This window comes from Catellatospora sp. KI3 (assembly GCF_029948125.1).
GTDB lineage: Bacteria > Actinomycetota > Actinomycetes > Mycobacteriales > Micromonosporaceae > Catellatospora.
Genome location: NZ_JASAMB010000004.1, coordinates 338,056 through 363,398, shown reverse-complemented (window position 1 = coordinate 363,398; position 25,343 = coordinate 338,056). Strand labels below are relative to the sequence as shown.

24 protein-coding genes are annotated in these 25,343 nt (G+C 71.8%); 11 read left to right on the top strand and 13 right to left on the bottom strand.

The genetic code is table 11. The features are described 5' to 3' along the window. Position 1 precedes the first annotated feature (1 nt). Positions 2-1,918 (bottom strand): molecular chaperone DnaK, encoded by a 1,917-nt coding sequence (gene dnaK, locus QEZ54_RS10070; protein WP_281304255.1) that lies wholly within the window; start codon positions 1,916-1,918, stop codon positions 2-4. Between the two features lie 317 nt (positions 1,919-2,235). Between dnaK and QEZ54_RS10065 the strand changes: the two genes are divergently transcribed. The 4 genes from QEZ54_RS10065 (at position 2,236) to QEZ54_RS10050 (ending at position 5,826) form a co-directional block, all read left to right on the top strand. Then, on the top strand, positions 2,236-2,778 hold the full coding sequence (locus QEZ54_RS10065; protein ID WP_281304254.1) for a SigE family RNA polymerase sigma factor: 543 nt from the start codon (positions 2,236-2,238) through the stop codon (positions 2,776-2,778). Continuing rightward, on the top strand, positions 2,775-3,884 hold the full coding sequence (locus tag QEZ54_RS10060; RefSeq protein ID WP_281304253.1) for a GerMN domain-containing protein: 1,110 nt from the start codon (positions 2,775-2,777) through the stop codon (positions 3,882-3,884). Before QEZ54_RS10065 ends, QEZ54_RS10060 begins: the two co-directional genes overlap by 4 nt. 136 nt (positions 3,885-4,020) lie before the next feature. After that, positions 4,021-4,668 (top strand): hypothetical protein, encoded by a 648-nt coding sequence (locus QEZ54_RS10055; RefSeq protein WP_281304252.1) that lies wholly within the window; start codon positions 4,021-4,023, stop codon positions 4,666-4,668. A gap of 126 nt (positions 4,669-4,794) precedes the next feature. After that, on the top strand, positions 4,795-5,826 hold the full coding sequence (locus QEZ54_RS10050) for a hypothetical protein (RefSeq protein WP_281304251.1): 1,032 nt from the start codon (positions 4,795-4,797) through the stop codon (positions 5,824-5,826). A 48-nt stretch (positions 5,827-5,874) separates the two neighbouring features. On the opposite strand, the gene QEZ54_RS10045 is transcribed toward QEZ54_RS10050, so the two are convergent. From QEZ54_RS10045 to QEZ54_RS10030, 4 genes are all read right to left on the bottom strand, one after another. Next, on the bottom strand, positions 5,875-6,621 hold the full coding sequence (locus QEZ54_RS10045) for a methyltransferase domain-containing protein (protein ID WP_281304250.1): 747 nt from the start codon (positions 6,619-6,621) through the stop codon (positions 5,875-5,877). Between the two features lie 143 nt (positions 6,622-6,764). Then, a complete protein-coding gene (locus QEZ54_RS10040) occupies positions 6,765-7,553 on the bottom strand; it encodes a class I SAM-dependent methyltransferase (protein WP_281304249.1) in 789 nt (262 codons plus the stop codon). A gap of 29 nt (positions 7,554-7,582) precedes the next feature. Further along, positions 7,583-8,806: a hypothetical protein gene (locus tag QEZ54_RS10035; protein ID WP_281304248.1), complete on the bottom strand. Its 1,224-nt coding sequence runs from the start codon at positions 8,804-8,806 to the stop codon at positions 7,583-7,585. Positions 8,807-8,976: 170 nt separating this feature from the next. After that, positions 8,977-9,753 carry a hypothetical protein gene (locus tag QEZ54_RS10030; protein ID WP_281304247.1) on the bottom strand — a complete coding sequence of 259 codons (777 nt, stop codon included), beginning with the start codon at positions 9,751-9,753 and terminating at the stop codon, positions 8,977-8,979. Between the two features lie 89 nt (positions 9,754-9,842). On the opposite strand from QEZ54_RS10030, the gene QEZ54_RS10025 reads away from it, so the two are divergent. Beyond that, positions 9,843-9,971, top strand: coding sequence for a hypothetical protein (locus QEZ54_RS10025; RefSeq protein ID WP_281304246.1), 129 nt, complete (start codon positions 9,843-9,845; stop codon positions 9,969-9,971). Here the strand turns inward: QEZ54_RS10025 and QEZ54_RS10020 are convergent. Beyond that, a complete protein-coding gene (locus QEZ54_RS10020) occupies positions 9,955-10,296 on the bottom strand; it encodes a hypothetical protein (protein ID WP_281304245.1) in 342 nt (113 codons plus the stop codon). The two genes, QEZ54_RS10025 and QEZ54_RS10020, sit on opposite strands and share 17 nt — an antisense overlap. A 3-nt stretch (positions 10,297-10,299) precedes the next feature. Here QEZ54_RS10020 and QEZ54_RS10015 point away from each other — a divergent pair, with 3 nt between their 5' ends. From QEZ54_RS10015 to QEZ54_RS09990, 6 genes are all read left to right on the top strand, one after another. After that, a complete protein-coding gene (locus QEZ54_RS10015; protein WP_281304244.1) occupies positions 10,300-11,286 on the top strand; it encodes a hypothetical protein in 987 nt (328 codons plus the stop codon). A gap of 68 nt (positions 11,287-11,354) precedes the next feature. After that, the gene (locus QEZ54_RS10010) at positions 11,355-13,058 is read left to right on the top strand and encodes a PQQ-dependent sugar dehydrogenase (RefSeq protein WP_281304243.1); all 1,704 of its coding nucleotides are present in this window, start codon (positions 11,355-11,357) and stop codon (positions 13,056-13,058) included. 81 nt (positions 13,059-13,139) lie between these two features. After that, positions 13,140-14,531, top strand: coding sequence for an FAD-dependent monooxygenase (locus tag QEZ54_RS10005; protein WP_281304242.1), 1,392 nt, complete (start codon positions 13,140-13,142; stop codon positions 14,529-14,531). Positions 14,532-14,724: 193 nt separating this feature from the next. Then, the gene (locus tag QEZ54_RS10000) at positions 14,725-14,943 is read left to right on the top strand and encodes a hypothetical protein (protein ID WP_281304241.1); all 219 of its coding nucleotides are present in this window, start codon (positions 14,725-14,727) and stop codon (positions 14,941-14,943) included. Between the two features lies 1 nt (position 14,944). After that, positions 14,945-15,208, top strand: coding sequence for a hypothetical protein (locus QEZ54_RS09995; RefSeq protein ID WP_281304240.1), 264 nt, complete (start codon positions 14,945-14,947; stop codon positions 15,206-15,208). Between the two features lie 146 nt (positions 15,209-15,354). Further along, positions 15,355-16,770 carry a CHAP domain-containing protein gene (locus QEZ54_RS09990; RefSeq protein ID WP_281304239.1) on the top strand — a complete coding sequence of 472 codons (1,416 nt, stop codon included), beginning with the start codon at positions 15,355-15,357 and terminating at the stop codon, positions 16,768-16,770. A gap of 77 nt (positions 16,771-16,847) precedes the next feature. On the opposite strand, the gene QEZ54_RS09985 is transcribed toward QEZ54_RS09990, so the two are convergent. From QEZ54_RS09985 to QEZ54_RS09955, 7 genes are all read right to left on the bottom strand, one after another. Next, on the bottom strand, positions 16,848-17,819 hold the full coding sequence (locus tag QEZ54_RS09985) for a LuxR C-terminal-related transcriptional regulator (RefSeq protein WP_281304238.1): 972 nt from the start codon (positions 17,817-17,819) through the stop codon (positions 16,848-16,850). 142 nt (positions 17,820-17,961) lie between these two features. Next, complete coding sequence (locus tag QEZ54_RS09980; RefSeq protein WP_281304237.1) at positions 17,962-19,140, bottom strand: Gfo/Idh/MocA family oxidoreductase; 1,179 nt, start codon at positions 19,138-19,140, stop codon at positions 17,962-17,964. An 11-nt stretch (positions 19,141-19,151) separates the two neighbouring features. Beyond that, on the bottom strand, positions 19,152-20,321 hold the full coding sequence (locus QEZ54_RS09975; protein ID WP_281304236.1) for an ROK family transcriptional regulator: 1,170 nt from the start codon (positions 20,319-20,321) through the stop codon (positions 19,152-19,154). Between the two features lie 137 nt (positions 20,322-20,458). Continuing rightward, a complete protein-coding gene (locus tag QEZ54_RS09970) occupies positions 20,459-21,955 on the bottom strand; it encodes a glycoside hydrolase family 36 protein (RefSeq protein ID WP_281304235.1) in 1,497 nt (498 codons plus the stop codon). 87 nt (positions 21,956-22,042) lie between these two features. Further along, on the bottom strand, positions 22,043-23,386 hold the full coding sequence (locus QEZ54_RS09965; protein ID WP_281304234.1) for a sugar ABC transporter substrate-binding protein: 1,344 nt from the start codon (positions 23,384-23,386) through the stop codon (positions 22,043-22,045). A 31-nt stretch (positions 23,387-23,417) separates the two neighbouring features. Beyond that, positions 23,418-24,299, bottom strand: coding sequence for a carbohydrate ABC transporter permease (locus tag QEZ54_RS09960; protein WP_281304233.1), 882 nt, complete (start codon positions 24,297-24,299; stop codon positions 23,418-23,420). 14 nt (positions 24,300-24,313) lie between these two features. Next, positions 24,314-25,195 (bottom strand): sugar ABC transporter permease, encoded by an 882-nt coding sequence (locus QEZ54_RS09955; RefSeq protein WP_281304232.1) that lies wholly within the window; start codon positions 25,193-25,195, stop codon positions 24,314-24,316. Between the last annotated feature and the right edge of the window lie 148 nt (positions 25,196-25,343).

The window sequence follows — 25,343 nt, the reverse complement described above, 5'->3', positions numbered from 1 at the left end:
GTCAGCTCGGGGAGAACTCGGCGTCGATGACGTCGTCGTCGCCCTGCCCGGTGCGCGCCCCGGCCCCGGCGCCCGCGCTCGGGCCGGACGGGCCGCCGGGCTGCCCACCGCCGGGCGGCGGGCCGGACGGCCGGGCCATCAGGCCCTGCGCGACCTGCTGCAGGTCGCCGATGAGCGAACGCAGCCGGTCCAGCGGCGCGTTCTCCTTGATCGCCTGCCGGGCGTCGTTCGCCAGCAGCTCCGCCCGCGCCTTCTCGTGCTGCGGCGCCGACTCGCCCAGCTCCGACAGCCGGTGCTCCACCTGGTACGTCAGCGACTCCAGCTCGTTGCGGGCGTCGATGGCCTGCCGGGCGCGGGCGTCCTCCTCGCGGTGGGTGTCGGCGTCGGCGACCATCCGGTCCACCTCGGTACGGTCCAGGTTGCCGCTGTCGGAGATGGTGATGGCCTGCTCCGCGCCGGTCTCCTTGTCCTTGGCGGACACGTTGAGGATGCCGTTGGCGTCGACGTCGAAGGTGACGTCGATCTGCGGCACGCTGCGCGGGGCGGGCCGGATGTTCTCCAGCCGGAACCGGCCCAGCACCCGGTTGTCGGCGGCCAGCTCCCGCTCGCCCTGCAGCACCGCGATGTCCACGGCGGGCTGGTTGTCCTCGGCCGTGGTGAACGTCTCGGACCGGCGGGCCGGGATGGTGGTGTTGCGCTCGATCACCTTGGTCATCCGGCCGCCGAGGGTCTCCAGGCCCAGCGACAGCGGGGTCACGTCGAGCAGCAGCACGTCCGGGCCCTCGCCGGTGAGCACGCCCGCCTGGATCGCGGCGCCCATGGCCACGACCTCGTCGGGGTTGACGCTCATGTTCGGGTCCTTGCCGCCGGTCAGCCGCCGGACCAGCGCCTGCACCGCCGGGATGCGGGTCGAGCCGCCGACCAGGATCACCTCGTCCAGGTCGTTGGCGGTGGTCTTCGCGTCGCTCATCGCCTGCTCGACCGGGCCGAGGCAGCGCTGCACCAGGTCCTTGGTCAGGTCCTCGAACTTCGACCGGGTCAGGGTGGTGGTCAGGTGCTTGGGCCCGGCCGCGTCGGCGGTGATGAACGGCAGGCTGACCTGGGTCTGGGTGACCGAGCTCAGCTCCACCTTCGCCTTCTCGGCCGCCTCGAACAGCCGCTGCAGCGCCTGCGGGTCGGCGCGCAGGTCGATGCCCTGCTCGTTGCGGAACTCGTCGGCCAGGTAGTCGACCAGCCGCTTGTCGAAGTCGTCGCCGCCCAGGTGCGAGTCGCCGGCGGTGGCGCGTACCTCCACGACGCCGTCGCCGACGTCGAGGATGCTGACGTCGAAGGTGCCGCCGCCCAGGTCGAACACGAGGACGGTCTCGTGGCCCTGCTTGTCCAGGCCGTACGCCAGCGCGGCCGCGGTCGGCTCGTTGATGATCCGCAGGACCTCCAGCCCGGCGATGCGCCCGGCGTCCTTGGTCGCCTGCCGCTGCGCGTCGTTGAAGTACGCCGGGACGGTGATCACCGCCTGGGTGACCTTCTCGCCCAGGAACCTGCCCGCGTCCTCGACCAGCTTGCGCAGCACCAGCGCGCTGATCTCCTCGGGGGAGTAGAGCTTGCCCTTGACGTCGAAGCGCACCAGGTCGTCCGGCCCGGCGACCACGTCGAACGCGACCGCTCTGGCCTCGGAGCTGATCTCGTCGAAGTGGCGGCCGATGAACCGCTTGGCCGAGTAGATCGTGCCCTTCGGGTTCAGGATCGCCTGCCGCCGGGCGAGCTGGCCGACCAGGCGCTCCCCGGCGTCGGTGAACGCCACCACCGACGGGGTGGTGCGGGCGCCCTCGGCGTTGGGGATGACGCTCGCCTGACCGCCTTCGAACACCGCGATCACCGAGTTGGTGGTGCCGAGGTCGATACCGACTGCCTTTGCCATGACCTGCTCCCGCCCCGATCCGCCCGGTACGGCGGGCACGCGGGCTCGCGCCGCCGGGCACGCTTCAGCTGTCCGTCATTTCGTGGCATAACGCACTTACCGGAACTGTATCGCCGCCCGTCGGCGCCCGTGGCCGCTTCGAGCACTCCCCACCGCCGCACAGCGGCCGCGCTGTCGGAAAAGAGGCAGGTCAGGACGGTAAACCGATATCAAGGTCGAAGCGTCGAAGCGGCGTGACCCCGCGCCCCGCCGCCGACCCGCCCGCCCCCGCCGCGGGCGTTCCCGTGCGCCCCGGGACACCGGGGAGCCACCTCGCGATGATCGGCACCGACTCCGGCGAACCCGGCGACTGGGACGCCGACGCCGCGGTCACCCACCTGTTCCGGGCCCACTACCGCATCCTGGTGCGGCTGGGCGCGATGCTCTGCGGCGACCCGGCCCGCGCCGAGGAGCTGGTCCAGGACGCGTACGTGCAGCTGCACGCCCGCTGGAGCCGCCTGCGCGACACCGACAAGGCTTTGGCGTACCTGCGCCAGAGCCTTGTCAACCGGTCCCGCTCCACCCTGCGCCGCAGGCTGGTCGCCGACCGCTACCTCGCCGCGCAGCCGCCCCCGCCGACCATCGCCTCGGCCGAGCACCTCGCCCTGGACTCGATCGCCCAGACGCGCATGCTCGCGGCACTGCGCACCCTGCCCGCCCGCCAGCGCGAGGCCCTGGTCCTGCGCTACTACCTCGACCTGTCCGAGGCCGACGTCGCCGACGCCATGGGCGTCAGCCGCGGCGCGGTCAAGAGCCACACCTCACGGGGCCTGGCCGCACTGCGCCAGTCCGAGCAGTGGGCCCACCGGGAGGAGTCATGACCACGCACCACGGCCGGGGCACCGGCGACGAGGTGACCGAGCAGCTGCTGCGCCAGACCCTGGAGGCGTACGCGGCGACCGTGGGAGCCGACGCCGGAGCACTCTCGGCCATCAGGACCCGGGTGCGGGAACGCACCTGGTGGCACCGTCTCCGAGGAGGGAACATGCCGCTCGTGTTCACCACCGGCACCGCGTCCGCGGTCGCCGCCACCGTGGCCGCCGTCGTCTTCGGTGTCGGCAGCTGCGCCCCGCCGACCACCCCCGACCCCGCGAACTCGTCGGCCGCCCCAGGCAGCAGCACCTCCGCCAGCCCGGCGCCGGACCCGGCCACCTCGCCCACGCCCGGCGGCACGCCCAGCAGCCCCGGGTCGCCGAGCACCGTCTCGGCCAACGTGCCGATCTACTACCAGGGCGAACTGAAGGGCGTGCCGAAGCTGTACCGCGAGTACCACCGGCTCGCGGTGGGCGACGGCGGAAAGGCGGCCCGAGCGAAGGCCGCCGTCACCGCCATGCTCGACGGGCGGACCGCCTACGACCCCGACTACATCAGCACCTGGCCCGCCAGCGCCAGGCTGCGCGGGGTGAAGGTCGACGGGGCGACGGTGACGGTCGACCTGAGCGGTGCGGCGGTCAACGGCTACGACCCGCCGTCGAACAGGGCCGCGCTGCAGCAGCTCATCTGGACCGCGACCGCCGCTAGCGACACCGACGCGATGGTGCTGCTGCTCGACGGCAAGCAGGTCGACAAGCTGTGGAACCAGTTCCCGGTGCGCGGCCCGCTGCGCCGCGGCCCGGCCGTGGACGTGCTCGCCCCGGTCTGGGTCATCGACCCGCAGCAGAACGCCGTGGTCGCGAAAGGTCCGGTCACGATCAAGGTGGCCGGGATCGTGTACGAGGCGACCATGCGCGTACGGGTCCGCGACGCCGCCGGGAAGATCGTGTTCGACCGGTCGGTGAACCTGGACGCGGGCCCACCCAGCCAGGGCGCCGCCACGGTGCGCACACCGGCGCTACCGGCGGGGAAGTACTCGGTAGAGGGCTTCTATTACTCGCCTGACGACAGCTCGATCCAGGCGCTGGACGAGCACCAGTTCACCGTCGGGTGAACGTCTGAGGGCGGGGTGGCCGGACGCGGCGCGTCAGCAGCCGTGCGGTCGACCACCCCGCCCGGCACGGCCATATTCGTCCGCAGCCTGGCTCGGGGACATCGCCCGTGGCCAGACGTCCGTAACATGCCGGGCCATGACCCACCCCGTCGCCTCGCCCTTCCCGCCTCCGCCGACCGAGACCCGCGGCCCGCGGCCCGCCACAGTCGCCGTGGCGGTGCCGCTGCAGGGTGTGGCGGTGCTGTTCAGCCTGCTCCTGACCGCAGTCGCCTGGGCAACCCACCTGCACTGGCTGGACCTGATCGACCAGGCCCGCCGCGAGGTCCCCGGCGCCGACCCGGCCGCCGTCGCCGGCGAGCGCGCCTGGGACCAGGGCATGACGATCGTGGCGACGGTGCTGCTCGGGCTGACCGCGCTGTGGTTCGGCGCGACGCTGCTGCCGATGTGGCGGGGCAGCCCGTTCAGCGAGCGGCTCTTCGAGCTCTCCGGCAGCGACACGCACTGGACGGACCTGGCCGGGCCGACGCTCGGACTGCTCCTGGTCCTGCTGCTGATCGCGGCGTTCGCGCTGCTGCTGGTGCCGCCGTCGAACCGCTGGTACGCCCCGCGTCCGGCGGCCGTCCAGCCGCCGTACCCCATGCCGTACGGCGGCTATCCGCTCTACTACCACCCGAGCGCCTACGGTGCGCCGACCGGCACCGGGCCGGCTGCCGCACCCGCGTCCGGCGGCAGCGCGGGACCGGTCCAGGACAGCCAGGCGGGTGAGATACCTCCCCACCGGTGAGCCGGAGTCGGCAATGGACTGTCGGGTCGGTTCCGAACGTCGATGGCAGGCGTGCCGGCTGCGGGCATACTGCGGTGATCGTGCCCACGTGGGCACGATCACCGAGCGATGAGAGAGCGAGAGCCAGTGAAGGCAGATCGTCGCAGAATCCTGTCCCTCGGCGCTTCCGCCGTGGTCGCGGCGGTCGCCGCGCCGCTGGCGGCGTCACCGGCGTCCGCGGCCAGCCCGCAGATCATCGAGCTGGGACTGCTGCCCGGCACCACGGGCAGCGCCGCGACCGACGTCAACGAGTTCGGCGTCGTGGTCGGCCACAGCTTCACCCCGAACGGTCCCGGGCAGTACTCCCGTGCGTTTCGCTGGGAGAACGGCGTCATGGCCGACCTCGGGTCCCTGGGCGGGCCGATCGTGGCCGCCAACGGGATCAACAACAAGGGCTGGATCGTCGGGTCGAGCAACCTGACGAGTGGGAGCAACATCCACCACGCGTTCCTGTGGCGCCCCGGGCTGGGCATGGTCGACATCGGCCCCGCGGGCACCCACAGCGTCGCCCGCGACGTGAACGACTCCGGTGTCGTGGTCGGCTACTACTCCGACCCGGAGCTGGGCATCCGGGGCTTCCGCTGGAAGAACGGCGTGCTGACCATGATTGAGAACGCGGCGGTCCCGCCGGACCCCGAGTGGCGCAAGTTCCTGCCCACGCAGATCAACAACAGCGGGCTCATCGCCGGTGACAACCAGGAGCAGGCCGCCCGCTGGGTGAACGGGACCGTCACGGTGGTGGGCCAGCCGGGTGCCACGTCCGGCGGGGTCAACGCCGCGGGCGACGTCACCGTCTCCGGCGACTTCGCGCCCTACGGCTCGTACGTCTGGCGGGCTGACGGCACCACCGTGGCGCTGCAGGTGCCCGTCGGGACGGACCGGGTGTCGCCGACCGGGATCAACGACCTCGGCAAGGCGGTCGGGATCGCGAACACCGGCGACATCGCCGTCTCGCGGGCCGTCTACTGGTCGGAGACCGGCGTCGTGCACCGGCTGCCGAGCCTGGTCTCGGGCGGCCAGAGCGGCGCGATGCGGCTGAACAACCGCAGCCAGGTCGTGGGCTGGGCGCACGCCGCCGACGGCACCTACCGTGCGGTGCTCTGGCAGCCCACCTCGTGATCCGGCCCGGGGCCGGCCGGTGTTCGCACCGGCCGGCCCCGGTCGTGCTCAGCGCTCCATCAGCGCGAACACACCCCAGCCCAGCAGGCGCCGCTGGAAGCGGACGTACTCCAGCGGGGACCGGTCGAGCTCGGCCCGCAATTCGGGGGCCAGCTCGTCGCCAGGGTTGGCGTCCAGGAACCGGCGGAGGTTGAGCCACTGCGCCGCCCGGTAGCGGTCCCAGCTGTCCTCACTGGCCAGCACCATCTCCACCAGGTCGTAGCCGAGCCGCCCGAACCGGTTGACCAGGTCCGGCAAGGTGTCCCACTCGTTGGGCGAGTTCGCGTGGCAGGCCCGAGCCGTCTCGGCGTCGGGCACCTCGTCACGCCAGAAGGGCTCCCCGATCAGCATCAGGCCGCCGGGCTTCAGGCTCTGCCGCAGCAGCGCCACAGTCCCGTCCACGCCGTCGCCGATCCAGGTCGCCCCGATGCACGCGGCCACGTCCACCGGCTCGGCGGACACGTACGTGCTCGCGTCGCCGTGCACGAACGACACCCGGTCGGCGACGCCGAACTCGGCGACGCGCTCGCGGGCGACCGCCAGTGAGACGGTGCTGATGTCCACGCCGACGCCGCCGATGCCGTGGTCGCGGGCCCAGGTGGCCAGCGCCTCGCCCTTGCCGCAGCACAGGTCGAGCATGGACATGCCGGCCCGCAGGCCGATCACCTCGCCCAGCAGGGCGAGCTTGGCGGTGTCGATCGGGTTCAGGACCCGGTGGCTGTCTTCCCGGATGGAGTAACTACGAGGCAGATCCAATGTCTTGCTTCCTCACGTGTGTTTGTCGGGTCGTCGAAAAGGGGAGCTGACGAGCCACAACGACACGCATCAAAACACCTGCTTCCATACCGGAGCCAATGATCGCCGCAGGTTAACCGCTGCCTTCGGCTGCCGCAATCGCATTACCGCCGCCCGCGCACCGCCCACGCCCTGGCGGTCAGCGGGATCGTCCCGTCCGGCCCCACCGGCAGCCGCGAGGCGAGCAGGTCGCGCAGCCGCGACCGGTGTACGTCGCCCAGCGAGCGGACGTACCCGGGCGCCGGGCCCTGCCCGCCGAGGAACGGTTCCCAGTAGTCCGCGAAGTCCGCGAACGGGGTCTGGATCACCAGCGCCTCGGTCCGCACCTCGGTGAACCCGGCGTCGGTCCACAGGGCCCGCAGCGGGTCGGGGGCGCAGACCGGCATGCGGCGGCCCTCGTCGAGTTCGGCCGCGGCCGGGTCCAGCAGCACCGCCGCGTCCCAGAAGTGCCGGATCAGGCCCATGCCCTGCGCGTAGTCCCACACGTACGCGGCGGCCAGCCCGCCGGGGCGGGTCACCCGCGCGAACTCGGCCACGGCCACGGCCGGCTCCGGTACGAAGTTGAGCACCAGCGCGCTGACCACGGCGTCGACCGTGCTGTCGGCCAGGGGCAGCGCACGCGCGTCACCGACGCGGAACCCGGCACGCGGGTCGGTGACGCGGGCGGCCGCGTCGGCGACGAACGAGGCCGACGGGTCCACGCCGGTGACGGCCTCCGGATCCGACAGCGCGAGCACCGTCTCGGTGAGCGCGCCGGTGCCGCAGCCGACGTCCAGCCAGCGCCGGTGCGCGGGCACACCCAGCCAGGCCAGGAACTCCGGCGCGACCGATCGGCTCCAGCGGCCGACGTACCTCTCGTAGGCCGCCGGGTCGGCGAAGGTGGGAGGTGTCATCACGACACGGTAGGGCAGCCGCCGACGGGTCAGCGCACCACCGGGGAGCGTGTCGCCGGGACACCGGCCTGGTCCAGCAGCTCGTGCATCCGCGCCGAGCTCAGCGCCGTGTTCGTGGCCGCGGCCTGCGCCAGGTCCTCGTCCTCCAGCAGGAACGCCAGGCGGTCGGCGGGCAGTCGCGGGCAGGCCGCCGCCGCGTCACGCACGTCCGGGTCGTTGTCGAAGGTCAACCGCTCGATCAGCAGCGGATCGGCCTGCGGGTCCAGCGTGGCCAGCCGCCGCACCTGCGGATCACCGTGCTGGCCGAACCGGGCCAGTCCGGTGACCGGGAAGTTCGGGTGGGCGGTCAGCGGCCACCGGTGCGGACCGGGGTCCTCCAGGAACGTGCGCAGCAGCGCCTCGGCGGGGGTCTGCGGGTGGTGCCGGCTGAGCACCAGCCGCACCTCGATGTCCGGGTCGGCGGCGAGCAGCCCGATCAGCTCCGGGTCGAGGTCGGTGCGGGCGGCCAGCTGCGCCCGGATGGACGACGAAGGGTGCCGGGCGAGCCGGGCCACGGCCTCCGGCGGCGTGCTCGGGTTGTACGCCAGCATGTGCAGGTCCGACGGGTCGCCGCCGGCCAGCGCGCGGGCGACGACCGCCGTCGACAGGCGCCGGTTCATGATCGCGTCGTGGTAGGCGGGGTCGTGCCGGTCCGGCAGGTCGTCGACCTCCAGCGCGGTGGTGTGCCGGGTGTGCGCGGACAGCGCGGCGGCCCGTACCCCCGCATCGGGGTCCTCGCGCAGCGCGGCCCGCGCCTGGTCGCTCAGCGAGGTCCAGAACCGGCACGCCCAGGTGCGCGCGTACGGCTTCGGATGCACGGCGGCCAGCTCGTACGTGCGTCGGGCGTGCGCGGAGTAGACCAGCTCCTCGAAGATCTCCGGCCGGTCCCGGTCCAGCAGGTACCGCAGCGCGGCGTCGGGCAGCAGCTTGCCGCGCAGCAGCTCGCGCGGGTTGCGGGCCAGGCGCTTCAGCCCCCGCTCGTCGACCGGCGCGTGCGCCCACTGCGACGCCGGCACGTGCGGGTTGTCCGCCAGCAGGCTGCGGGGCTGCCCCTCGGGATGGCGCATGACCGCGTCGACGACGGGCTGCGGCAGCGGCCGCTGCGCGCACAGCACCGGCCAGGCCGCTGCCGCCGACGGGTACAACAGCCGCACGAGGACATCGGCAGGGGCCGCCGGATTGGCGGCCAGTCCGCGCAGCCAGAGATCACGCATTGTGGCGAGGCTACCCAACGTATTGCGCACAGGCTCGTCCCATGAATAGAACTCACACGATCGGTGGTAGCGCTCCACGCCTTCGGGCGTGCAGCGGTGGAGCGTTGTCGTACCCGCGGCGGACACCCGGTCGCCACCCGCTGCCGGGTCGGCGGCGGATCTCCGCCCGTTCAGCACCAGGGCAGCCGCACCGCCTCCAACCCTCCGTCGGCGAGTATCGCCTCGACCAGCTGCGGCGGGCCGCTGACCTTGGTGCCCCACAGGTCCCAGTCCGACCAGGTCACCCAGGCCCGGTCCACCGGCCACAGGTTCGCCGGGGACCCGTCGCCGAAGTCGTGGTCGTACAGCGCCGCCGCCGCACCCAGCGGGCCCGTCAGCACCCGCGCCCGGTCGTCGGGGGAGTGCCCGGGGCTCAGGTACGCCAGGCACGGGGTCGCCGCGCCCATCGGGGAGCTCTGCAGCAGCAGCTCGACCAGCCGCGACCAGCTCTCCCGGTCCAGGGAGCCTTCGGCGGGCGGCTCGACGCTGGCCGGCCAGCTGCCGTCCGGGTGCGCCCCGGCCAGGCTGCGGAAGCACGGCTGCTCGCCCTCGGCCACCACCGGCTCGCCCAGCCGCTCGGCCAGCTCGTGCCAGCGCAGCCGCCGCCAGCCCGGCCCCGGATGCTGCGAGCGCCCGACCTGGCCGCCGGTCTCGATCACGCCCCAGGCGTCGACGTCGATGCCGCCGACCACGTTCGGCTCCACGATGCCCGCCTCCAGCAGGCTGCGCCGCAGGTCCTGATGGGTGGTGCGGGTCGGGCCGGACTCCCACTCGTACATGGCGTGCAGGATCCAGACCGCGTCGGGCCGGGCGCCGGGGTCGTAGCCCCGATCGGCGCCGTCGGGGTCGAGTTCGGCGAGCCAGTCGGCCTCGGCCAGGGTCACGGGTCGCCAGGGAGTGTCGGCCACGTGCCTATGATCACAAATTCCGGTCCGGTACGCATCAGCCGCTCGCCGCGAGTCTGGTGGCCGTGCGCGGCGATGCTCATACTGGACCGATGCCGCTCGCCGATGTCGCCCCCGATCCCACCGAGGTCGCCGCCCCCTTCGTCCTGGTCGGACTGGGGTGCCTGGCCGTCATCGCCGTGGTCGTGGTGGTGGTCGTCCTGGTCAGACGCTCGCGCTGATGAACCCGGCGAGCACCGACACCGCGTTGACTCCGACCGCCAGCACCGCCAGCAGCCGGTCGGGGCGGCGCAGCCACCAGGCCAGCAGCGCCGCCTCCGCCGCGCACACCGCGACCTCGGCCGCCGCCAGCAGCACCGGGTACGACCCCGCGCCCCGGACCTGCCACAGCACACTCCACAGCACCGGATGGGTCACCAGGTTGACCGCGACGGCCACCGTCGCGGCGCGCGGCCACGGCACCCGCCAGCCCGCCCGCAGTGCCACGGCGTACAGCGGGACCTCCACCGCCAGGGTCAGGGCCAGCGCGGCCGGGTACGGGGGCATCCGGTGACGGTAGCCGCCGCCGCGACCGCCCGCGACCGGGCGCTGCCGGCCAGCCTCGCCCTGGCGTGCTGCGCCGCCGTGGCCCTGGCCGCCGCGCTGCGCGCCCCGCTGGCGGCCATGGTGCTCGGGCTGATGGCGTTCGGGGTGCTGCACAACGTGCTGGAGCTGCGCTACGTCGCCGGGCGCTTCGCCGACGTGCTGCGCGGCCCGCTGCTGCTCTGGTCGGCGGCCGCGGTCACCGGCATCGCCGCCTGCCGCCTGCTGACCCTGCGTACGCCGGAGATCCTGCTCGGCTACGGGGTGCTCGCGGTCGGGGTGTGGTTCGCGGTGCCCCGCCGCTGGCTGCTGCCGGCGCTGGCCGGGCTGGGGGTGGCGGCGGCGGTGTCGCTGCGCTGGCCCGCGTACCACTTCGTGGTCCTGGCCCATCTGCACAACGTCGTGCCGCTGTTCTTCCTGTGGGAGTGGTCGCGGCGGCTGCCCGACCGGTCCCGCCTGGTGTTCCGGGCGGTTCAGCTCGGTTGGGTGCTGGCCGTGCCCGCGCTGCTGCTGTCCGGGCTGCTCGACGGCCTGCTGGTGCGCGGCAGCGCGGCGGTGACCGCGTTCGCGGGCGCGCCGGCGGCCCTGGCCGCGCCCGTGGTGCCGCCCGGCGCCGAGGCGGGGCTGCGCTTCCTGGCCGCGTTCGCGTTCCTGCAGGCCATGCACTACGTGGTCTGGCTCGGCTTCCTGCCGTGGCAGGCACCGGAGGCGGTGGCGGCGTTCGAGGCGCGGGTGCCGTGGCTGCGCGGCTGGCGCCCGTGGGCACTGGGCCTCGGGGCGGCGGCGGTGCTGGGCGTGCTGTTCGTCGCCGACTACCTCCAGGGCCGCGCCTTCTACCAGGCCTTCGCCAGCTACCACGCGTACCTGGAGTTCCCGGTCCTGCTGGCGCTGCTGTTCGCCGCCGGCTCTCGACGGGAGCGGTCGATGTCCACAGTGGGTGCCGCCGACCGCTGAGGTCATTCTCGGCAGTCCTTCGCACGGAGGGGCTGGTGCTCGGCGTTGCGGCTGGATACCTTTCCGCCATGACCCCCGTCACACCGTCGCCGATCGCCTCGGCCTCCGGCGGCTCCCGCATGCTCGGCGGCCTGTTGGTGCTCGCGCTCGTGGGCCTGGTGGTCGTCGTGACGCAGTGGCCCGAGCCGCCACCGGACACGCGGCAGCCCACCGCCCCCGGCGCTGTCAGCGTCGGCGAGACGACCTGCCGGTCGATCGCGCTCAGCTGGGGAAAGTCGACCGACGACACCGACGTCACCGGCTACGACGTCTATCACGACGGACAGCGGGTGACCGGGGTGGCCGGGGACAAGCTGGACGCGGTCGTCGCGGGCGAGCCGGGCACCACCTGGAACGTCCACGTCACCGCCCACGACCAGGCGGGCAACGTGTCGCCGGCCAGCGCGGCGGTCGCGGTCACCCCGCCGCAGTGCGGTTCGGACGCCAAGGCGCCCAGCGCCCCGGGCGGCGTCAAGGCCACCGCCGACGGCACCACCGTCACCGCGGCCTGGGACGCGGCCACCGACGACACCGGCGTCGCCGCGTACGACGTGTTCCGCGACGGCAACCGGGTGGGCACCGTCGCGAGCACCGGCGAGGCGAAGCAGTTCACCTTCCTCGACTTCGGCGTGCCCGCCGGAAGCAGCCACGGCTACCAGGTCAGCGCCCGCGACAGCCAGGGCAACGCGTCGGCGCGCAGCGTCGTCGCCGAGGTCACCGCGGGCGACAAGTGCACGCTGCTGTGCTCGGTCACCCCCGTGGCCAAGGACACCGACCTCGTGTGGGGGCTGGTCGAGCTGCCCGACGGCTCGGTGCTCTACGGCCGGCGCGACAAGCGCGAGATCGTCCGCCTGGATCCGAAGACCGGCCAGGCGACGTCGCTGGGCCAGCTGCCCGGCGCGGTGAGCACCGGCGGCGACGGCGGCCTGCTGGGCCTGACCGTCGGTCCGGGCTTCGCCAAGGACCGCTGGCTGTACGTCTTCTACACGACCGCGCGGGACAACCGGATCGCGCGGTTGCGGCTGCGCGGCGACTCGCTGGACACCGGGTCGATGGAGTCGCTGCTGGTCGGCATCCCCAAGGCGAAGTTCCACAACGGCGGGCGGCTGCGCTTCGGACCCGACGGCAAGCTGTACGCCGCCACCGGCGACGCCCAGAACCCGAAGCTCGCCCAGGACAACAACAGCCTCGCGGGCAAGATCCTGCGCTTCAACCCCGACGGCAGGATCCCGGCGGGCAACCCGTTCGGCGGCTACATCTGGAGCCTGGGCCACCGCAACCCGCACGGCCTGGCCTTCGATTCGCGGGGCTGGCTGTGGTCGCAGGAGTCGGGCGACGGCTCGGTGGACGAGACGAACTACATCGCCAAGGGCGGCAACTACGGCTGGCCGCTGTGCGAGGGCACCGACTCGAAGTCCGGCACCGGCTGCGACACCCACGGGTTCGAGGCCCCGTTCGTCACGCTGAAGCCCGCCGAGGGGCTCTGCACCGGGATGGCGATCGTGCGCGACATCGGCTACGTCGCCTGCGCGGGCGGCGCCCGGCTCTACCGGGTGCCGATCACCGACGAGGGGCTCACCGAGATGAAGCCGCTGCTGGTCGGCGCGTACGGCCCGCTGGTCGAGGCCGAGCCCGGCCGAGACGGCACCCTCTGGCTCACCACCCGCACCACCACTCCAGCCGGCCCCGAAACCCAGATCCTCCACCTCACCCTGCCCCCGCCCACCCCCTGACCTGGCCGGTGACCACCCGTCCACGTCGACTTGCGCACGCAGGAAGACGTGGGCGGGGGGCGGGCGTAGCTAGGGTTTGACATGCCCTCCGACCGTACGGCCGTGGTGATCGGCGCCAGCATGGGCGGGCTGCTCACCGCCCGCGCCCTCAGCGACTCCTACCCCCGGATCCTGCTGGTGGACCGCGACGACCTGCCCGCCGAGCCCGCCCCGCGCCGCGGCGTGCCGCAGGGCCGCCAGCTGCACGTCATGCTCGCCCGGGGCCGCCACGCGCTGGAGGAGCTGTTCCCCGGGCTGTCGCAGGAGCTGACCGATTCGGCGGTGCCGCTGGTGGACCTGCACGGCCGGATGTCCTGGTTCAACGACGGCTACCCGATGGCCCTGCGGCCGTCGACGGAGCTGGTCGCGGCCGGGGTGAGCCGTCCGCTGCTCGAGCACGCGGTCCGCGCGCGGGTCGCCGAGCTGCCCGGGGTCGAGTTCGCCTCCGGCACGGAGGTGCTCGGGCTCACCGCGACCGCCGACCGGGGCCGGGTCACCGGTGTGCGGCTGCGCGACCGCGACGGCGCAGAGCGGACCGTCGCGGCCGACCTGGTCGTGGACTCCGCCGGCCGGGCTTCGCGTACGCCGCTGTGGCTGGGTGAACTGGGCTACGCGCCGCCGGAGGAGGAGCGCGTCCAGGTCGACGTCACCTACGTGACCCGGGTGTACCGGCACGAGCCGCACCACCTCGACGGACTGCTCGGGACGCTGGGCAACGCGGTGCCGGGCGCGCCCCGCGCGGGGCTGGCACTGGTGCAGGAGAACGGCCTGATCGCGATCGGGTTCAGCGGGATGCACGGCGAGCAGCCGCCGGTCGACGACGACGAGATGCTGACCTTCGCCCAGACCCTGACGGCGCCGGGAATCGCCGAGATCGTCAGGTCCGGGGCGGCGGTGACCGACGGGGTCCGCATGCGCTTCCCGGCGAGCGTGCGCAGGCGGTACGAGCGGTTGCGCCGGTTCCCGGCGGGCTACCTGGTCGTCGCCGACGCGATGTGCAGCTTCAACCCGATCTACGGCCAGGGTATGACGGTCGCCGCGCTGGAGGCGCTGCTGCTGCGCCGACTGCTCGCCGAGGGGGAGCCGGAGCTGAGCCGCCGCTTCTTCCGGGGCAGTTCGGCCGTCATCGACGGGCCGTGGTCGATCGCCGTCGGCACCGACCTGCGCTTCCCTGAAGTGGAAGGGCCCCGGTCACTGCGGGTCCGGTTCGTCAACGCGTACGTGCACCGGCTGCACATCGCGGCGACGGCCGATCCGGAGCTGGGCGCGGCGTTCCTGCGGGTGCTCAACCTGCTGGAGCCGCCGACGGCCCTGCTGCGGCCGGGAACCGTGCTGCGGGTGCTGCGCGGCTTCTGGCGCGGCGGAGCCGCGACGAGGCCGGTAGCGGGCAGGCCGGGCCTGGCCGGTGACCCGGTGCCGCCGACCGTGCGGTGAGACCCGCCCGGCCCGCGGGCCGGGCGCCCGTGGATTAGGCGGTTGAGGCTTGTACCGAAAGCGCGGTTTGCAGCGTCTGGGGCATTACTCGGCTTCATCCCGCGCATGCCCTTCGAACTGGCGCGATATGGCCCGGTCGGCTCGGCGGAGGTGGCATCAAGCTGCCATGCACGTTGGTGCCAATTGATCTCTGATGACTTCTCCCGAGAGCTGCTCCATCCTTGTTTCAGGCGAGCCGGAAAGGCTCGGAGAAACGATGAGGGAGAGCAGGGAAATGAAGCGGAGAGCGCGAATTCTAATTGTCATCGCGATGATGTCGGTGACCGTCGTCGGTGCGCTGGCGCAGACGGGTTTCGTGAGCACCTCCGCTTCGGCGTCCGTCTCCACCAACGGCGGTAACGAATGGGGGTGACATGCATCTTGTCAAGATGCGCCTGGTAGGCGTCGCCCCTGACCGCACGCTGGTCGACAGCGCGGTCGTCTCCGATCTGATCTGGGCACACGCTCTTGCGCAGGACGGCGTCGAGCACGTCGTCACCCGGGTGGAGCCGGACTCCATGACGGTCGTCCTCTTCATTCGAACAGCCCATGAGACACATGCGCGGGTGATCGCCGCGGAACTCATGAAACGCGCGGCAGCGGCTCCCGCAATGCGCGGCTGGCAAATCTCCCCCTGAAGTCCCCGATGACTCGGGTGGTGGCACCTGCGTGCCGCTGAATCGACGGGCCGAGTTCCGTCGCCTCCAGGCCAAGCAGCTCATACGTGGATGGTCTGCGCCCGATCTACCTCCGAATCACCCCTTATCTGACGAATGGAATGCTGATGAACAAGATCGCTGCCCTCAGGACGGCTCTGGTCGCCGCTACGGTCGCGGCCAGTGGCGTGATCGGCGTACTGGCCGCACCACCGGGCGCCAGCGCGGCCACACTACGCGAAAGCATCGTGTCGATCGCCCAGCGGGAACTGAACGACAACAGCCGCAACTACGAGTACCGGGGCAGTGACAACTGCACGTACTACAGCGGACAGGTCACCAACTGGCCCGCGTGCGGGCCCACCGGATGGCGCGGCGGGACCACCGCCAACGACGACGTGTACGCCTGGTGCGCCAACTTCTCGAAGTACGTCTGGCGCGAGGCCGGGGTGACCGACTACTCCAGCCTCACCACCTGGGCGCAGTCGTTCGAGGACTACGGCGCCGACAACGGCACCTGGCACGCGGCGGGCTCGTACACGCCGCAGCCGGGCGACGCCATCGTGTTCGACTGGGACTCGTCGCCGAACGACGCGCACCCGATCGACCACGTCGGCATCGTCGTCAGCTCCTCCGGCGGCAACGTCAGCACGATCGAGGGCAACTCCGGCAACAAGGTGTCGGCGCACACGTACTCGCTGTCCAACTCCGACATCGTCGGCTACAGCTCGCCCATCGGCACCGGGACGGCGCCCTCGACCGCGGTCCACATGACCGAGCTGGTGCAGGGGGAGTTCACCAACGACACGTACGCCGATCTCATCGCCCTGGACAGCATCACCGGCCGGCTCTGGCTGTACCCCGGCACGAGCACCGGCGGTAGCTTCGGCGCCCGCATCAACATCGGTTTCAACTGGAACGCCATGCAGAGCCTGGTGACGGGCGAGTTCACCCGCGACGGGATCGACGACCTGATGGCGGTCGAGAAGGCGACCGGGAAGCTGTGGCTCTACCCGGGCCTCGCCACCGGTGGCGGCCTGGGCGCCCGGATCGAGCTCGGCACCGGCTGGAACGCCGTGACCGAACTGACGTCCGGCGACTTCAACCGCGGCGACGACTACGACGACCTCCTCCTGCTGGAGACCGCCACCGGGAAGCTGTGGCTCTACCCCGGCCTGCCCGCAGGCGGCGGCTTCGGCGCCCGCGTCAACATCGGTACCAACTGGGGCACCATGCAGTCCTACGTCGCCGGCGAGTTCAACCGGGACAGCTACGAGGACCTGCTGGTGGTCGAGAAGGCGACCGGTACGCTCTGGCTCTACCCCGGAACCAGCACCGGCGGCTCGTTCGGCGCCCGGGTGGTGGTCGGCTCGAGCGGCTGGACGGCGATGAGCGACCTCACCGCGGGCGACTTCAACCGCGGCGACGCCTACGACGACCTGCTCGTGGTCGAGGACCCCACCACCAAGCTGTGGCTCTACCCCGGCGTCACCGCGGGCGGCTACTTCGGCGCCCGGATCGAGATCGGCTCCTCCGGCTGGTGACACCTCCCGGCTGACGGCGATGGACAGGGCGAGGGCCCCGGGAACTCCCGGGGCCCTCCCCCTGTGCGGGCAGCGGATCAGAGCCAGCCGCGGCGGCCGGCTTCCAACCCTGCCTGGAACCGGCTGCGCGCCCCGAGGCGTTCCATCAGGTCGGCGGCGATCCGCCGTACGGTACGCAGCGAGACGCCCAGCTTGCGGGCCGCCAACTCGTCGGTCTGCCCGGAGGACAGCAGCTCCAGCAGCTGCTTCTCCTGCGGCTGTAGCCCGTTGGCGTCGAGCGGAGCCGTCTCGCCGAAGGGAACGGCACCGGCCCAGATCTGCTCGAAGAGGGCGTAGACGGCGGCCACCAGGGCCGGACTGCGCACCTCGACCGCGCCCAGCCTGCTGTTGGCCGGGTCGAGCGGCAGCAGCGCGATCTCCCGGTCGTACACGATGGTCAGCATGGGGATCGTGGACGCGGTCCGGAGCCTGCCGCCGAGACCGGTCAGCCAGTTCGCGTACGCGACCAGGGCCGGGTCGTTGCGGTAGCTCTCCTGGTAGATGCAGCGCAGTGCGACACCGCGCTCGACCATCTGCTGGTTGAGCGGGGTGCTGGCCGCCTTGGCGTCCGGAGTCTGCGCGCTGCGCGGGTTGAGCGAGAGGCACTCGGTGCGGACCGTGCGGCTCAGCTCCTCGATCCGGGCCCGGACCGCGTCGAGGCCCTCCAGCCGGATGGAGCTCTCCCGCTGGGCCTGCCGCTCCTGCTCGAAGGCGATGGCCGCGATCGCCTCGCGGGTCGCGGCGATCTGCCGCTGCCGTTCGGCCATCTCGGTCTCGGCCTGTGCCAGCAGCGCTGACAGCCCGACCGACGGTCCGACCGCCTTCATCCCACCGCTCGACCCGTCGTCGGTCAGCAGGGCGAGTTCGGCCAGCTGGTCCAGGGCCTGCCTGATCTGCTTCTCGGTCGCGCCGAGCCTCAACGCGAGCTGCTGCACACTCCAGGTGTGGTCGGCCAGCATGGCGCGGTAGACGGATTCGGTGAACTCACTAATTCCCAATGTCGACAACATCGACTCGGCCTCCCCGTTGGCATGACCGAGTATCGGGCACCGGTCGGTAATGATCAACCCCGCTGCGGCTGGAAAACGGTGACCGGTGCGCGTGCTCGGCGGCGGGCCGCGAGCATGTCCCGAAAAGGGGGTCCGGCCGACCTCAGCGGCGCTGACCTGCGGCGAAGTAGGCGGCCAGCTCTCCGGCGAGCTCCGGCACGGACTGGGGTGCGCCGCCGGCGCGCAGCGAGGCGGTCGCGGCGACCCCGGCCGCCACCGACATCCGGGCGGCGACGGGCGAGGTGTCGGTGTGGCCGCCCTCGCGGACGAACCGGCAGAACTCGTCCATGATCAGGGAGTCGGCCCCGCCGTGCCCGCCCTCGGCGACCGGCACCGGGTACTCGGCGTCGGCGTCGGCGCGGTAGTCCGAGCGCCGGGCGTTCCACACCTTCACCACGGCGCCGGGCTGGTCGCCGAAGTTCTCCAGCCGGCCCGCGTCGCCGATGACGGTGTAGTTGCGCCAGTAGTCGGGCGTGAAGTGGCACTGCTGGTAGGCGGCCAGCACCCCGTTGTCCAGGCGCAGGTTGACCACCGACACGTCCTCGACGTCGAGCTCGGCGTCCAGACCGGTCTGGGCCAGCGGCGGCCAGTTCCGGGCCGGGTCGAACCAGTCGTCGCGCTTGGCTTCGCCGGGTGCGAGCCGGTCGGTGACCCGGCCGTAGACGCGCAGGTCGCCGAAGGCGCTGGCGACCTCGGTGTACCCGCCCGCGAGCCAGTGCAGCACGTCGATGTCGTGCGCGGCCTTCTGCAGCAGCAGCGACGTGGTGTGGCGGCGCTGGGCGTGCCAGTCCTTGAAGTAGTAGTCGCCGCCGTGGCCGACGAAGTGCCGTACCCAGACGGTCTGGACCTGGCCGATCTCGCCGCGGGCGATGATGTCGCGCATGAGCCGGACCACGCCCATGTGCCGCATGTTGTGCCCGACGTAGAGCCGGGAGCCGGTCTCGTGCGCGACGGCCAGGATGCGGTCGCACTCCTGCGTGCTGATGCCGAGCGGCTTCTCCACGAACGCGGCCCTGCCCGCGCGCAGCGTGTCGGTGGCGACTTGCTCGTGGGTGTGGTCGGGGGTCAGCACGACGACGGCGTCGACGTCGCCGCGTTCGAGCAGCCGGTGATGGTCGGCGACGAGGTCGGCGCCGGGCAGGTCGGCGGCGGCGCGGGCCCGCGCGGCGGGGTCGGGATCGGCGACGGCGACGACGCGGGAGCCGCGGCCGGGGCGGTGGGCGGTGACGGCGAGGCTGGCGCGCAGGCCGTAGCCGATGACGCCGAGTCTGAGGTCGTGCATGGGGAACCTGTTCAGTTGCGGCGGGGTGCGACCGGGGCGGAGAGTCCGGCGCTGAACAGCCGGTCGTCGACCTCGTTCAGGGACAGTTTGAGCGCGCCGAGGGCGACGGAGTCGGCGCCGAGGGTGGAGGCGCGGACCTCGGGCATGCGCAGGCACAGGCGCTGGAGCTCGTGCCGCAGCGGGTCGAGGATCAGGTCGGCCGAGCGGGAGAAGCCGCCGCCCAGGACGACCACCTGCGGGTCGAGGGTGAGCACCAGGGCGGCCGCGCCGACGGCGAGGTCCTTGACGTAGCGGCTGACGGCCAGGCGGGCGGCCTTGTCGCCCTGGCGGGCGGCGGTGAACACCCAGGCGGCGGCGTCGTCGGGCCCGACTGTGTCGGGCACGCCGGGGCAGTTCTGCAGGTGCTCGGGCGCGTTCAGCCAGCGGACGTGCTTGAGGGCGCCGATCTCACCGGCGGCGCCGCCGAAGCCGCGGCGCAGCACGCCGTCGAGGATCAGGCCCGCGCCGGTACGCATACCCGCGAGCAGGTACACGATGTCGTTGGCGTCGCTGGCGGCGCCCTTCCACTGCTCGGCGACGGCGGCCAGCTTGCAGTCGTTCTCCACGACGACCGGGCAGGCGAACCGGGTGCTGAGGTGTCCGGTCAGGTTGACGCTCTTCCAGCCGGGCAGCGGACTGAAGAAGCTGGTCCGGCCGGTGGCGTCGACGGCGCCGGTGACCGCGACGGTGACGGCCCAGATGTCGGCGGGCGTCATGGCGGCGCCGGCCAGGCAGTCGCTGACGACCTTGTCGAGTTCGGCGAGGCGGTCGGCCGGCGGGGCGTCGGCGGCGACGCTCTGCCGTACGGTCTGCACGATGTTGCCGTCGAGGTCGCACAGCAGCGCGAGGATCTTGTGTACGCCGACGTCGATGCCGAGCACGTGTCCGGCGGTGGCCCGGAACTGGTAGCGGCGGGCGGGGCGCCCGACGGCGCTGTTGGCGCCGGGCTCCAGCACGACGGCCCAGCCGTCGGCGACCAGGCCCTGGGCGATCACGTCGACGGCGGGGCGGGACAGGCCGGTGCGCTGCGACAGTTCGGTGACCGTGGAGGGCGGCTGGTTGCGCAGGGCACGCACGATGCTCAGGGAGTTGAGTTCGCGCAGCCGCGGCAGATCCGTTCCGGTGGTGGCCAGGTCTGTCACGGTTTGTCCCTTGAGAGCGCGTGAATACACATGATGAATACGCTACGATCTTTACAAAATAGTGGGGTCATGGCAAGTAGGCCCACGCCTGCCGACCCGCGGGCGATGCCGCCGGTCAGCAGGCGTGCCGGGCCGGATCAGGAGATCGGGTACGCCTGGTCGGCCGGAACGACCGCCGGGCCGAAGTCGGTGGACCTGCCGTCGATCGAGTACCGGTAGCGGCTGATGCGCCGGACGTCCGGGCGGGCCGTCAGGTACGCGCTCATCGCCTCCAGCTCGACGGTGGTCAGCCAGCTGGGCGGGTCGGACACCGCCCGGAACCGGCTGATGTCGGCCAGGTCCCGCAGCCACGCCAGCTGCTGCTCGGTGAGCAGGTTGAGGCGGCTGCGGAAGTAGATGACATCGGGATCGACCTCGGCCAGCGGCTGCTGCCACAGCCGGTGCAGGGTGTTGACGACCGCGTTGCGCGCCATCGCGTCGGACGGGTCGTCGCTGGCGTAGTTCTGCCACATCGGCGCGACGTCCGGGCCGCTGCGCAGCCCGTCGAGGATGCCCAGCGACGGCAGCAGCATGGCGCCGCTGCCCAGCAGGTACACATCGTCCCCGGCGGTCCGGCGGACGACGGCCAGCGCGTCGCGGTAGCACTGCTCCCGCTCGTCGCCGCCCGCCCGCGCGCCCGGCGCGGCACCGGCGTTGACGAAGTCGAGCTTCAGGTACTTGAAGCCCCACTCGTGCACCACCCGGTGCGTCAGCTCGGCGAGGTACTCGTGCGCGGCCGGGGTGGACAGGTCCAGCGCGTGGTAGCCGGTGCCCCAGTTGTGCCCGGCGATCACCAGCTCGCCGCGCGCGTCGCGCAGCAGCAGCTCCGGGCGCTGCCGGGCCAGCTGCGAGTCGGGCAGCGCGATGAACGGCGCCAGCCACAGGCCGGCGGTCATCCCGGCGTCGGTGATGCGCTCGGCCAGCGCCTTCATGCCGGAGGGGAACTTGTGGTTGGGCTCCCAGTCGCCGACGAGGCGCTCCCAGCCGTCGTCGACCTGCACCACGTCGAAGGGCAGGCCGCGCAGCGAGTCGACGTCCTTGGCCAGCTGCTGCTCGGTGATGGTCTCGTAGTAGGCGTACCAGGAGCACCAGACGTTGCCGGCGCGGCGGCCGCTGCTGCCCAGCCGGGCCGCGAGCTGCCGGGTGTACGCCGCGAAGACCTCGTCCTCGGGCCCGAAGGCGAGGAACCAGGGCTGCGCGCCGGTCTCGTACCAGCCGGACAGGGTGTCCCGGTCGGCCGACAGGCGGCCCACGCCCAGGCCGAGCGCGCCCAGCAGCAGGACGTCGCCGTTCTCGGCCTCCAGCGCGGCCACCGCGGAGGAGTGGTGCCGGGCCGGGTCGTCCCACACGTCGTCGTCGGCGGTGACGCGCCGTTGCGGGTTGGCGATGCGCAGTGGGGGTTCGGACAGCCGCCGCCAGCCGCAGGGGCTCCACGAGTTGTACCCGTGCCGGTAGAACGGCGCGTCCCCGAGTCCGTGCAGCAGGGCGACGCGTCCCGGTGGAAGAATCAGGCCCCCGTCGGCTGCGAGCGGGCTGCCGGGTCCGTCATGTTCGAGGGCGAGGGTGTGGCCGGCGAGCTCGATGAGCAGTGCCATGGTTCTCCTAGACAGGTGCGATGCGGCGAGGGCGGGTGCGGCGGGTCCGACTCGTGCCGGACCCGCCGCGCCTGGTACGGCGGACGCTTACTTGAACAGGGCGTTGACCTGCTCGTTGGCCTTCTTCAGGGTGGTAGCGGTGTCGGCGCCGAGCACCGCCGCCTGGATGGCGTCCTGCACGATCTGGCTGACCTCGTTGCCGTGCTCGGTGATCGGCAGGAAGTACGTGCCGCCCGGGGCGGTCGCCTCGCTGACGAAGACCTGGACGTCACGGCCCTTGCTCTGGTGCGCGGCCAGTGCCTTCTCGCTGGCCGACTTGATGGCCGGGAAGACCACGCCGTTGCCGCCGACGACGTTCTGGCAGTCGGCCGAGGCCAGGTACTTGACCCACTTCCAGGCCTCGTCCTTGTGCTTGGTGCCGGCCCAGATGGCGTCGGACAGGCCGTTGATCGCCGTCTTGCGGCCCTGCGGACCGGCCGGCAGCGGCGCGAACGCGAACTTGAGCTTCGCGCCCTCACCCAGGTAGCTGTTGATCATCCAGGAACCCGACACCGTCAGGGCGCCGGTGCCCGCGTTGAGCAGCGCGTCGCGGCTGAGCGTGGACGCCTTGTCCAGCGCGGGGCTGTAGCCCTTGGCGATCAGGTGCTTGAACCAGTCGATGGTCTCGGCCAGCTTCGGGTCGTCGTACTTGTACTGGGTGCCCCACGGGTTCTTGTCCAGGTAGGTGAACCCGTTGCTGGCGGCCAGCTCGCCCCAGCCGTTCTGGCCCTGCGAGCCGTCCGCCCACTCCGGCAGGAAGCCGAAGACCTTGACCTTGGTCTTGTCGAAGGCCGGGTCGAGGCCGTTCCTGCCGTTCGCGTCGACGGTCGCCTTGGCGATCACCTGCTCGAACGTGCCCCCGTCGGTGGGGTTCCAGGTCAGGTTCTGCAGGCTGGCCGGGTCGATGCCCTGCTTGGTGAAGTGCTCGGTGTTGTAGACCAGGGCCATCGTGTCCCAGTCCTTCGGCAGGCCGAAGCGCTGGTCGCCCTTGGTGAACAGGTCGGCCAGGCCGCCGGAGTACTGCGACAGGTCGACCTTGTCGGCGGTGACGTACGGCTGGATGTCGAGGATCTGCCCGGAGCTGACGAACTGGGGGTAGTACGAGCCCTGGTTGGTCCACACGTCGGGGGCGTCCCCGGCCGCGATCTGGGTGGTGAGGTTCTGCCAGTACTCGTTCCACGCCGACTGGCTGATCTTGATGGTGACGTCCGGGTTGGCGGTGTGGAACGCGTCGGCGCACTGCTGGTAGGACGCCTTCTGGTTGTCGTCCCAGAGCCAGTAGTTGAGCGTGACGGGGCCGGCGGCCTCGTCGTCGGCCTTGGTGCACGCGGCCAGGCCGCCCGCGACAGCCAGAGCCAGCAGTGCAGCCCCGGCCCGTGATCTGCGGTTCATCGGTTCCTTCTCTCTTGAGGGATGGGTGTTGCTACTTGCTTCCGGTGAAGTTCAGGGACTGGACCAGCCGCTTGCCCATGAGGATCAGCAGCAGCAGGACGGGCAGGACCGACAGCGTCGAGGCGGCCATCAGGCCGGTCCAGTCGGGTTGGGTGTTGGGGGACTGCTGCAGGAACACGCCGAGCGCGACCGTGACCAGCCGGTTGTCCTCGTCGCGGCCCACCAGCAGCGGCCACAGGAAGTCCTTCCAGGCCCACACCGTGGTGGTCATCCCGATGGTGATCAGCGGCCCGCGGCTCATCGGCAGCGCGATGCGCCAGAAGATGCCCCAGGGCCCGTTGCCGTCGAGGATGGCCGCCTCCTCCACGTCGCGCGGCAGCGACAGGAAGAACTGGCGCAGGAAGAACACCGCGAACGGCGTCATCAGGATGGTCGGGGCGACCATGCCGGCCATGGTGTTCATCAGGCCGAGGTCCTTGACCAGGATGAAGTTGGGCAGCAGCGTGAAGATCGGCGGCACCATCAGCGCCGCGATCACGATCCCGAAGACCAGGTCGCGGCCGGGGAAGCGCAGGCGGGCGAAGGCGTAGCCGGCCATCGCGCAGAACAGGGTCTGCAGCACCGCGATCAGGCCGCAGTAGACGATCGAGTTCCACAGGTACGCCGCGAAGTCGATCTGGGCGCCGGAGCCGCCGGCGGCACGCGCCTCGGCCTCGGTGGTCAGGCCCAGCACCCGGATGAAGTTGATCAGGGTCGGGTGGTGGGGGAGCAGGCTGGAGTTGTCGCCGTACAGGTCGGCGGCGGGGGTCAGCGCGGTGCGGACCATCCACCAGAACGGGAACAGCGTCACCAGGACGACCAGGGCCATCGCGGCCCACGCCAGCACGCGGCCGGGGCTGAACTTTCGCTTCATCGTCTGTCGCCCCTTCACGCCAGGTCCGAGCGGGACGCGCGCAGCAGGCGCATCTGGATCGCGGTGAGCACGCCGAGCACCAGGGCCAGGCAGATGGCCGCGGCCGCGGCGTAGCTCAGGTGGAAGAACTTGAACGCCTGCTGGTAGATGAAGTAGTAGATGACCCGGGTGGCCGCGACCGGGCCGCCCTTGGTGGTGACCGCGATGGTGTCGAAGATCTGGAACGAGCCGATCAGGGACACCACCAGCACCAGCGCCAGTACGGGGCGCAGCAGCGGCAGCGTGATCCCGCGGAACATCCGCCACTCGGGGGCGCCGTCGATGGCGGCGCTCTCGTACAGGTAATGCGGGATCTGCAGCATCCCGGCGTAGAGCAGCAGCGCGGTGTAGCCGGTGTAGGCCCAGGTGTTGACGGCGGCCACCGACGGCATCGCCCAGCTCTCGTCGGTGAAGAAGCCGACCGGCCCCACCCCGATGGCGTCGAGCAGGTGGTTGACGAAGCCGAGGTTGGTGTCGAGCAGCCACATCCACAGCAGGCCGACGGTCACGTTGGGGACCAGCCACGGCAGCAGCAGCATCGCCCGCAGCGCCACCGAGCGGGTCAGGCGGTGCATCAGCGTGGCGATGCCCAGGGCCAGCAGCGTCTGCGAGCCGATGTTGAGCACCACGTACCAGGCGGTGACCAGCATCGAGTTCCAGAACTGGTCATCGGCCAGGAGCTTGGTGTAGTTCTCCGCGCCGACGTAGGTCGGCGTGTTGAGCATCGTGTAGTCGGTGACCGAGTACCAGATGCCCCGGGCGGCGGGGTAGCCGTAGAAGACGGCGAATCCGACCAGCACCGGCAGCAGGAACCACCATGCCGCCCGCCGGTCGTCGCGCTGTTTTGTCGAGCTCATCCACGTCCTCAGATCCATCTCTCGGTCGGCTCTTGCCAGCCGCCCCGCTCTCGAATAATGATGTAGACCTTCGAAATTTTGTCAACACCTCTTCGTATTGCTTCGGTAACGGAGCCCGACGGGGTGGGGGCGCGATGCACCGTACCCG

Bases quoted from the DNA above. Each gene is read 5' to 3' on its own strand.
- dnaK (WP_281304255.1), bottom strand. From the start codon at position 1,918: ATGGCAAAGGCAGTCGGTATCGACCTCGGCACCACCAACTCGGTGATC.
- QEZ54_RS10065 (WP_281304254.1), top strand. From the start codon at position 2,236: ATGATCGGCACCGACTCCGGCGAACCCGGCGACTGGGACGCCGACGCC.
- QEZ54_RS10060 (WP_281304253.1), top strand. From the start codon at position 2,775: ATGACCACGCACCACGGCCGGGGCACCGGCGACGAGGTGACCGAGCAG.
- QEZ54_RS10055 (WP_281304252.1), top strand. From the start codon at position 4,021: ATGACCCACCCCGTCGCCTCGCCCTTCCCGCCTCCGCCGACCGAGACC.
- QEZ54_RS10040 (WP_281304249.1), bottom strand. From the start codon at position 7,553: ATGACACCTCCCACCTTCGCCGACCCGGCGGCCTACGAGAGGTACGTC.
- QEZ54_RS10035 (WP_281304248.1), bottom strand. From the start codon at position 8,806: ATGCGTGATCTCTGGCTGCGCGGACTGGCCGCCAATCCGGCGGCCCCT.
- QEZ54_RS10025 (WP_281304246.1), top strand. From the start codon at position 9,843: ATGCCGCTCGCCGATGTCGCCCCCGATCCCACCGAGGTCGCCGCCCCC.
- QEZ54_RS10020 (WP_281304245.1), bottom strand. From the start codon at position 10,296: ATGCCCCCGTACCCGGCCGCGCTGGCCCTGACCCTGGCGGTGGAGGTC.
- QEZ54_RS10010 (WP_281304243.1), top strand. From the start codon at position 11,355: ATGACCCCCGTCACACCGTCGCCGATCGCCTCGGCCTCCGGCGGCTCC.
- QEZ54_RS10005 (WP_281304242.1), top strand. From the start codon at position 13,140: ATGCCCTCCGACCGTACGGCCGTGGTGATCGGCGCCAGCATGGGCGGG.
- QEZ54_RS10000 (WP_281304241.1), top strand. From the start codon at position 14,725: ATGACTTCTCCCGAGAGCTGCTCCATCCTTGTTTCAGGCGAGCCGGAA.
- QEZ54_RS09995 (WP_281304240.1), top strand. From the start codon at position 14,945: ATGCATCTTGTCAAGATGCGCCTGGTAGGCGTCGCCCCTGACCGCACG.
- QEZ54_RS09990 (WP_281304239.1), top strand. From the start codon at position 15,355: ATGAACAAGATCGCTGCCCTCAGGACGGCTCTGGTCGCCGCTACGGTC.
- QEZ54_RS09985 (WP_281304238.1), bottom strand. From the start codon at position 17,819: ATGTTGTCGACATTGGGAATTAGTGAGTTCACCGAATCCGTCTACCGC.
- QEZ54_RS09980 (WP_281304237.1), bottom strand. From the start codon at position 19,140: ATGCACGACCTCAGACTCGGCGTCATCGGCTACGGCCTGCGCGCCAGC.
- QEZ54_RS09970 (WP_281304235.1), bottom strand. From the start codon at position 21,955: ATGGCACTGCTCATCGAGCTCGCCGGCCACACCCTCGCCCTCGAACAT.
- QEZ54_RS09965 (WP_281304234.1), bottom strand. From the start codon at position 23,386: ATGAACCGCAGATCACGGGCCGGGGCTGCACTGCTGGCTCTGGCTGTC.
- QEZ54_RS09960 (WP_281304233.1), bottom strand. From the start codon at position 24,299: ATGAAGCGAAAGTTCAGCCCCGGCCGCGTGCTGGCGTGGGCCGCGATG.
- QEZ54_RS09955 (WP_281304232.1), bottom strand. From the start codon at position 25,195: ATGAGCTCGACAAAACAGCGCGACGACCGGCGGGCGGCATGGTGGTTC.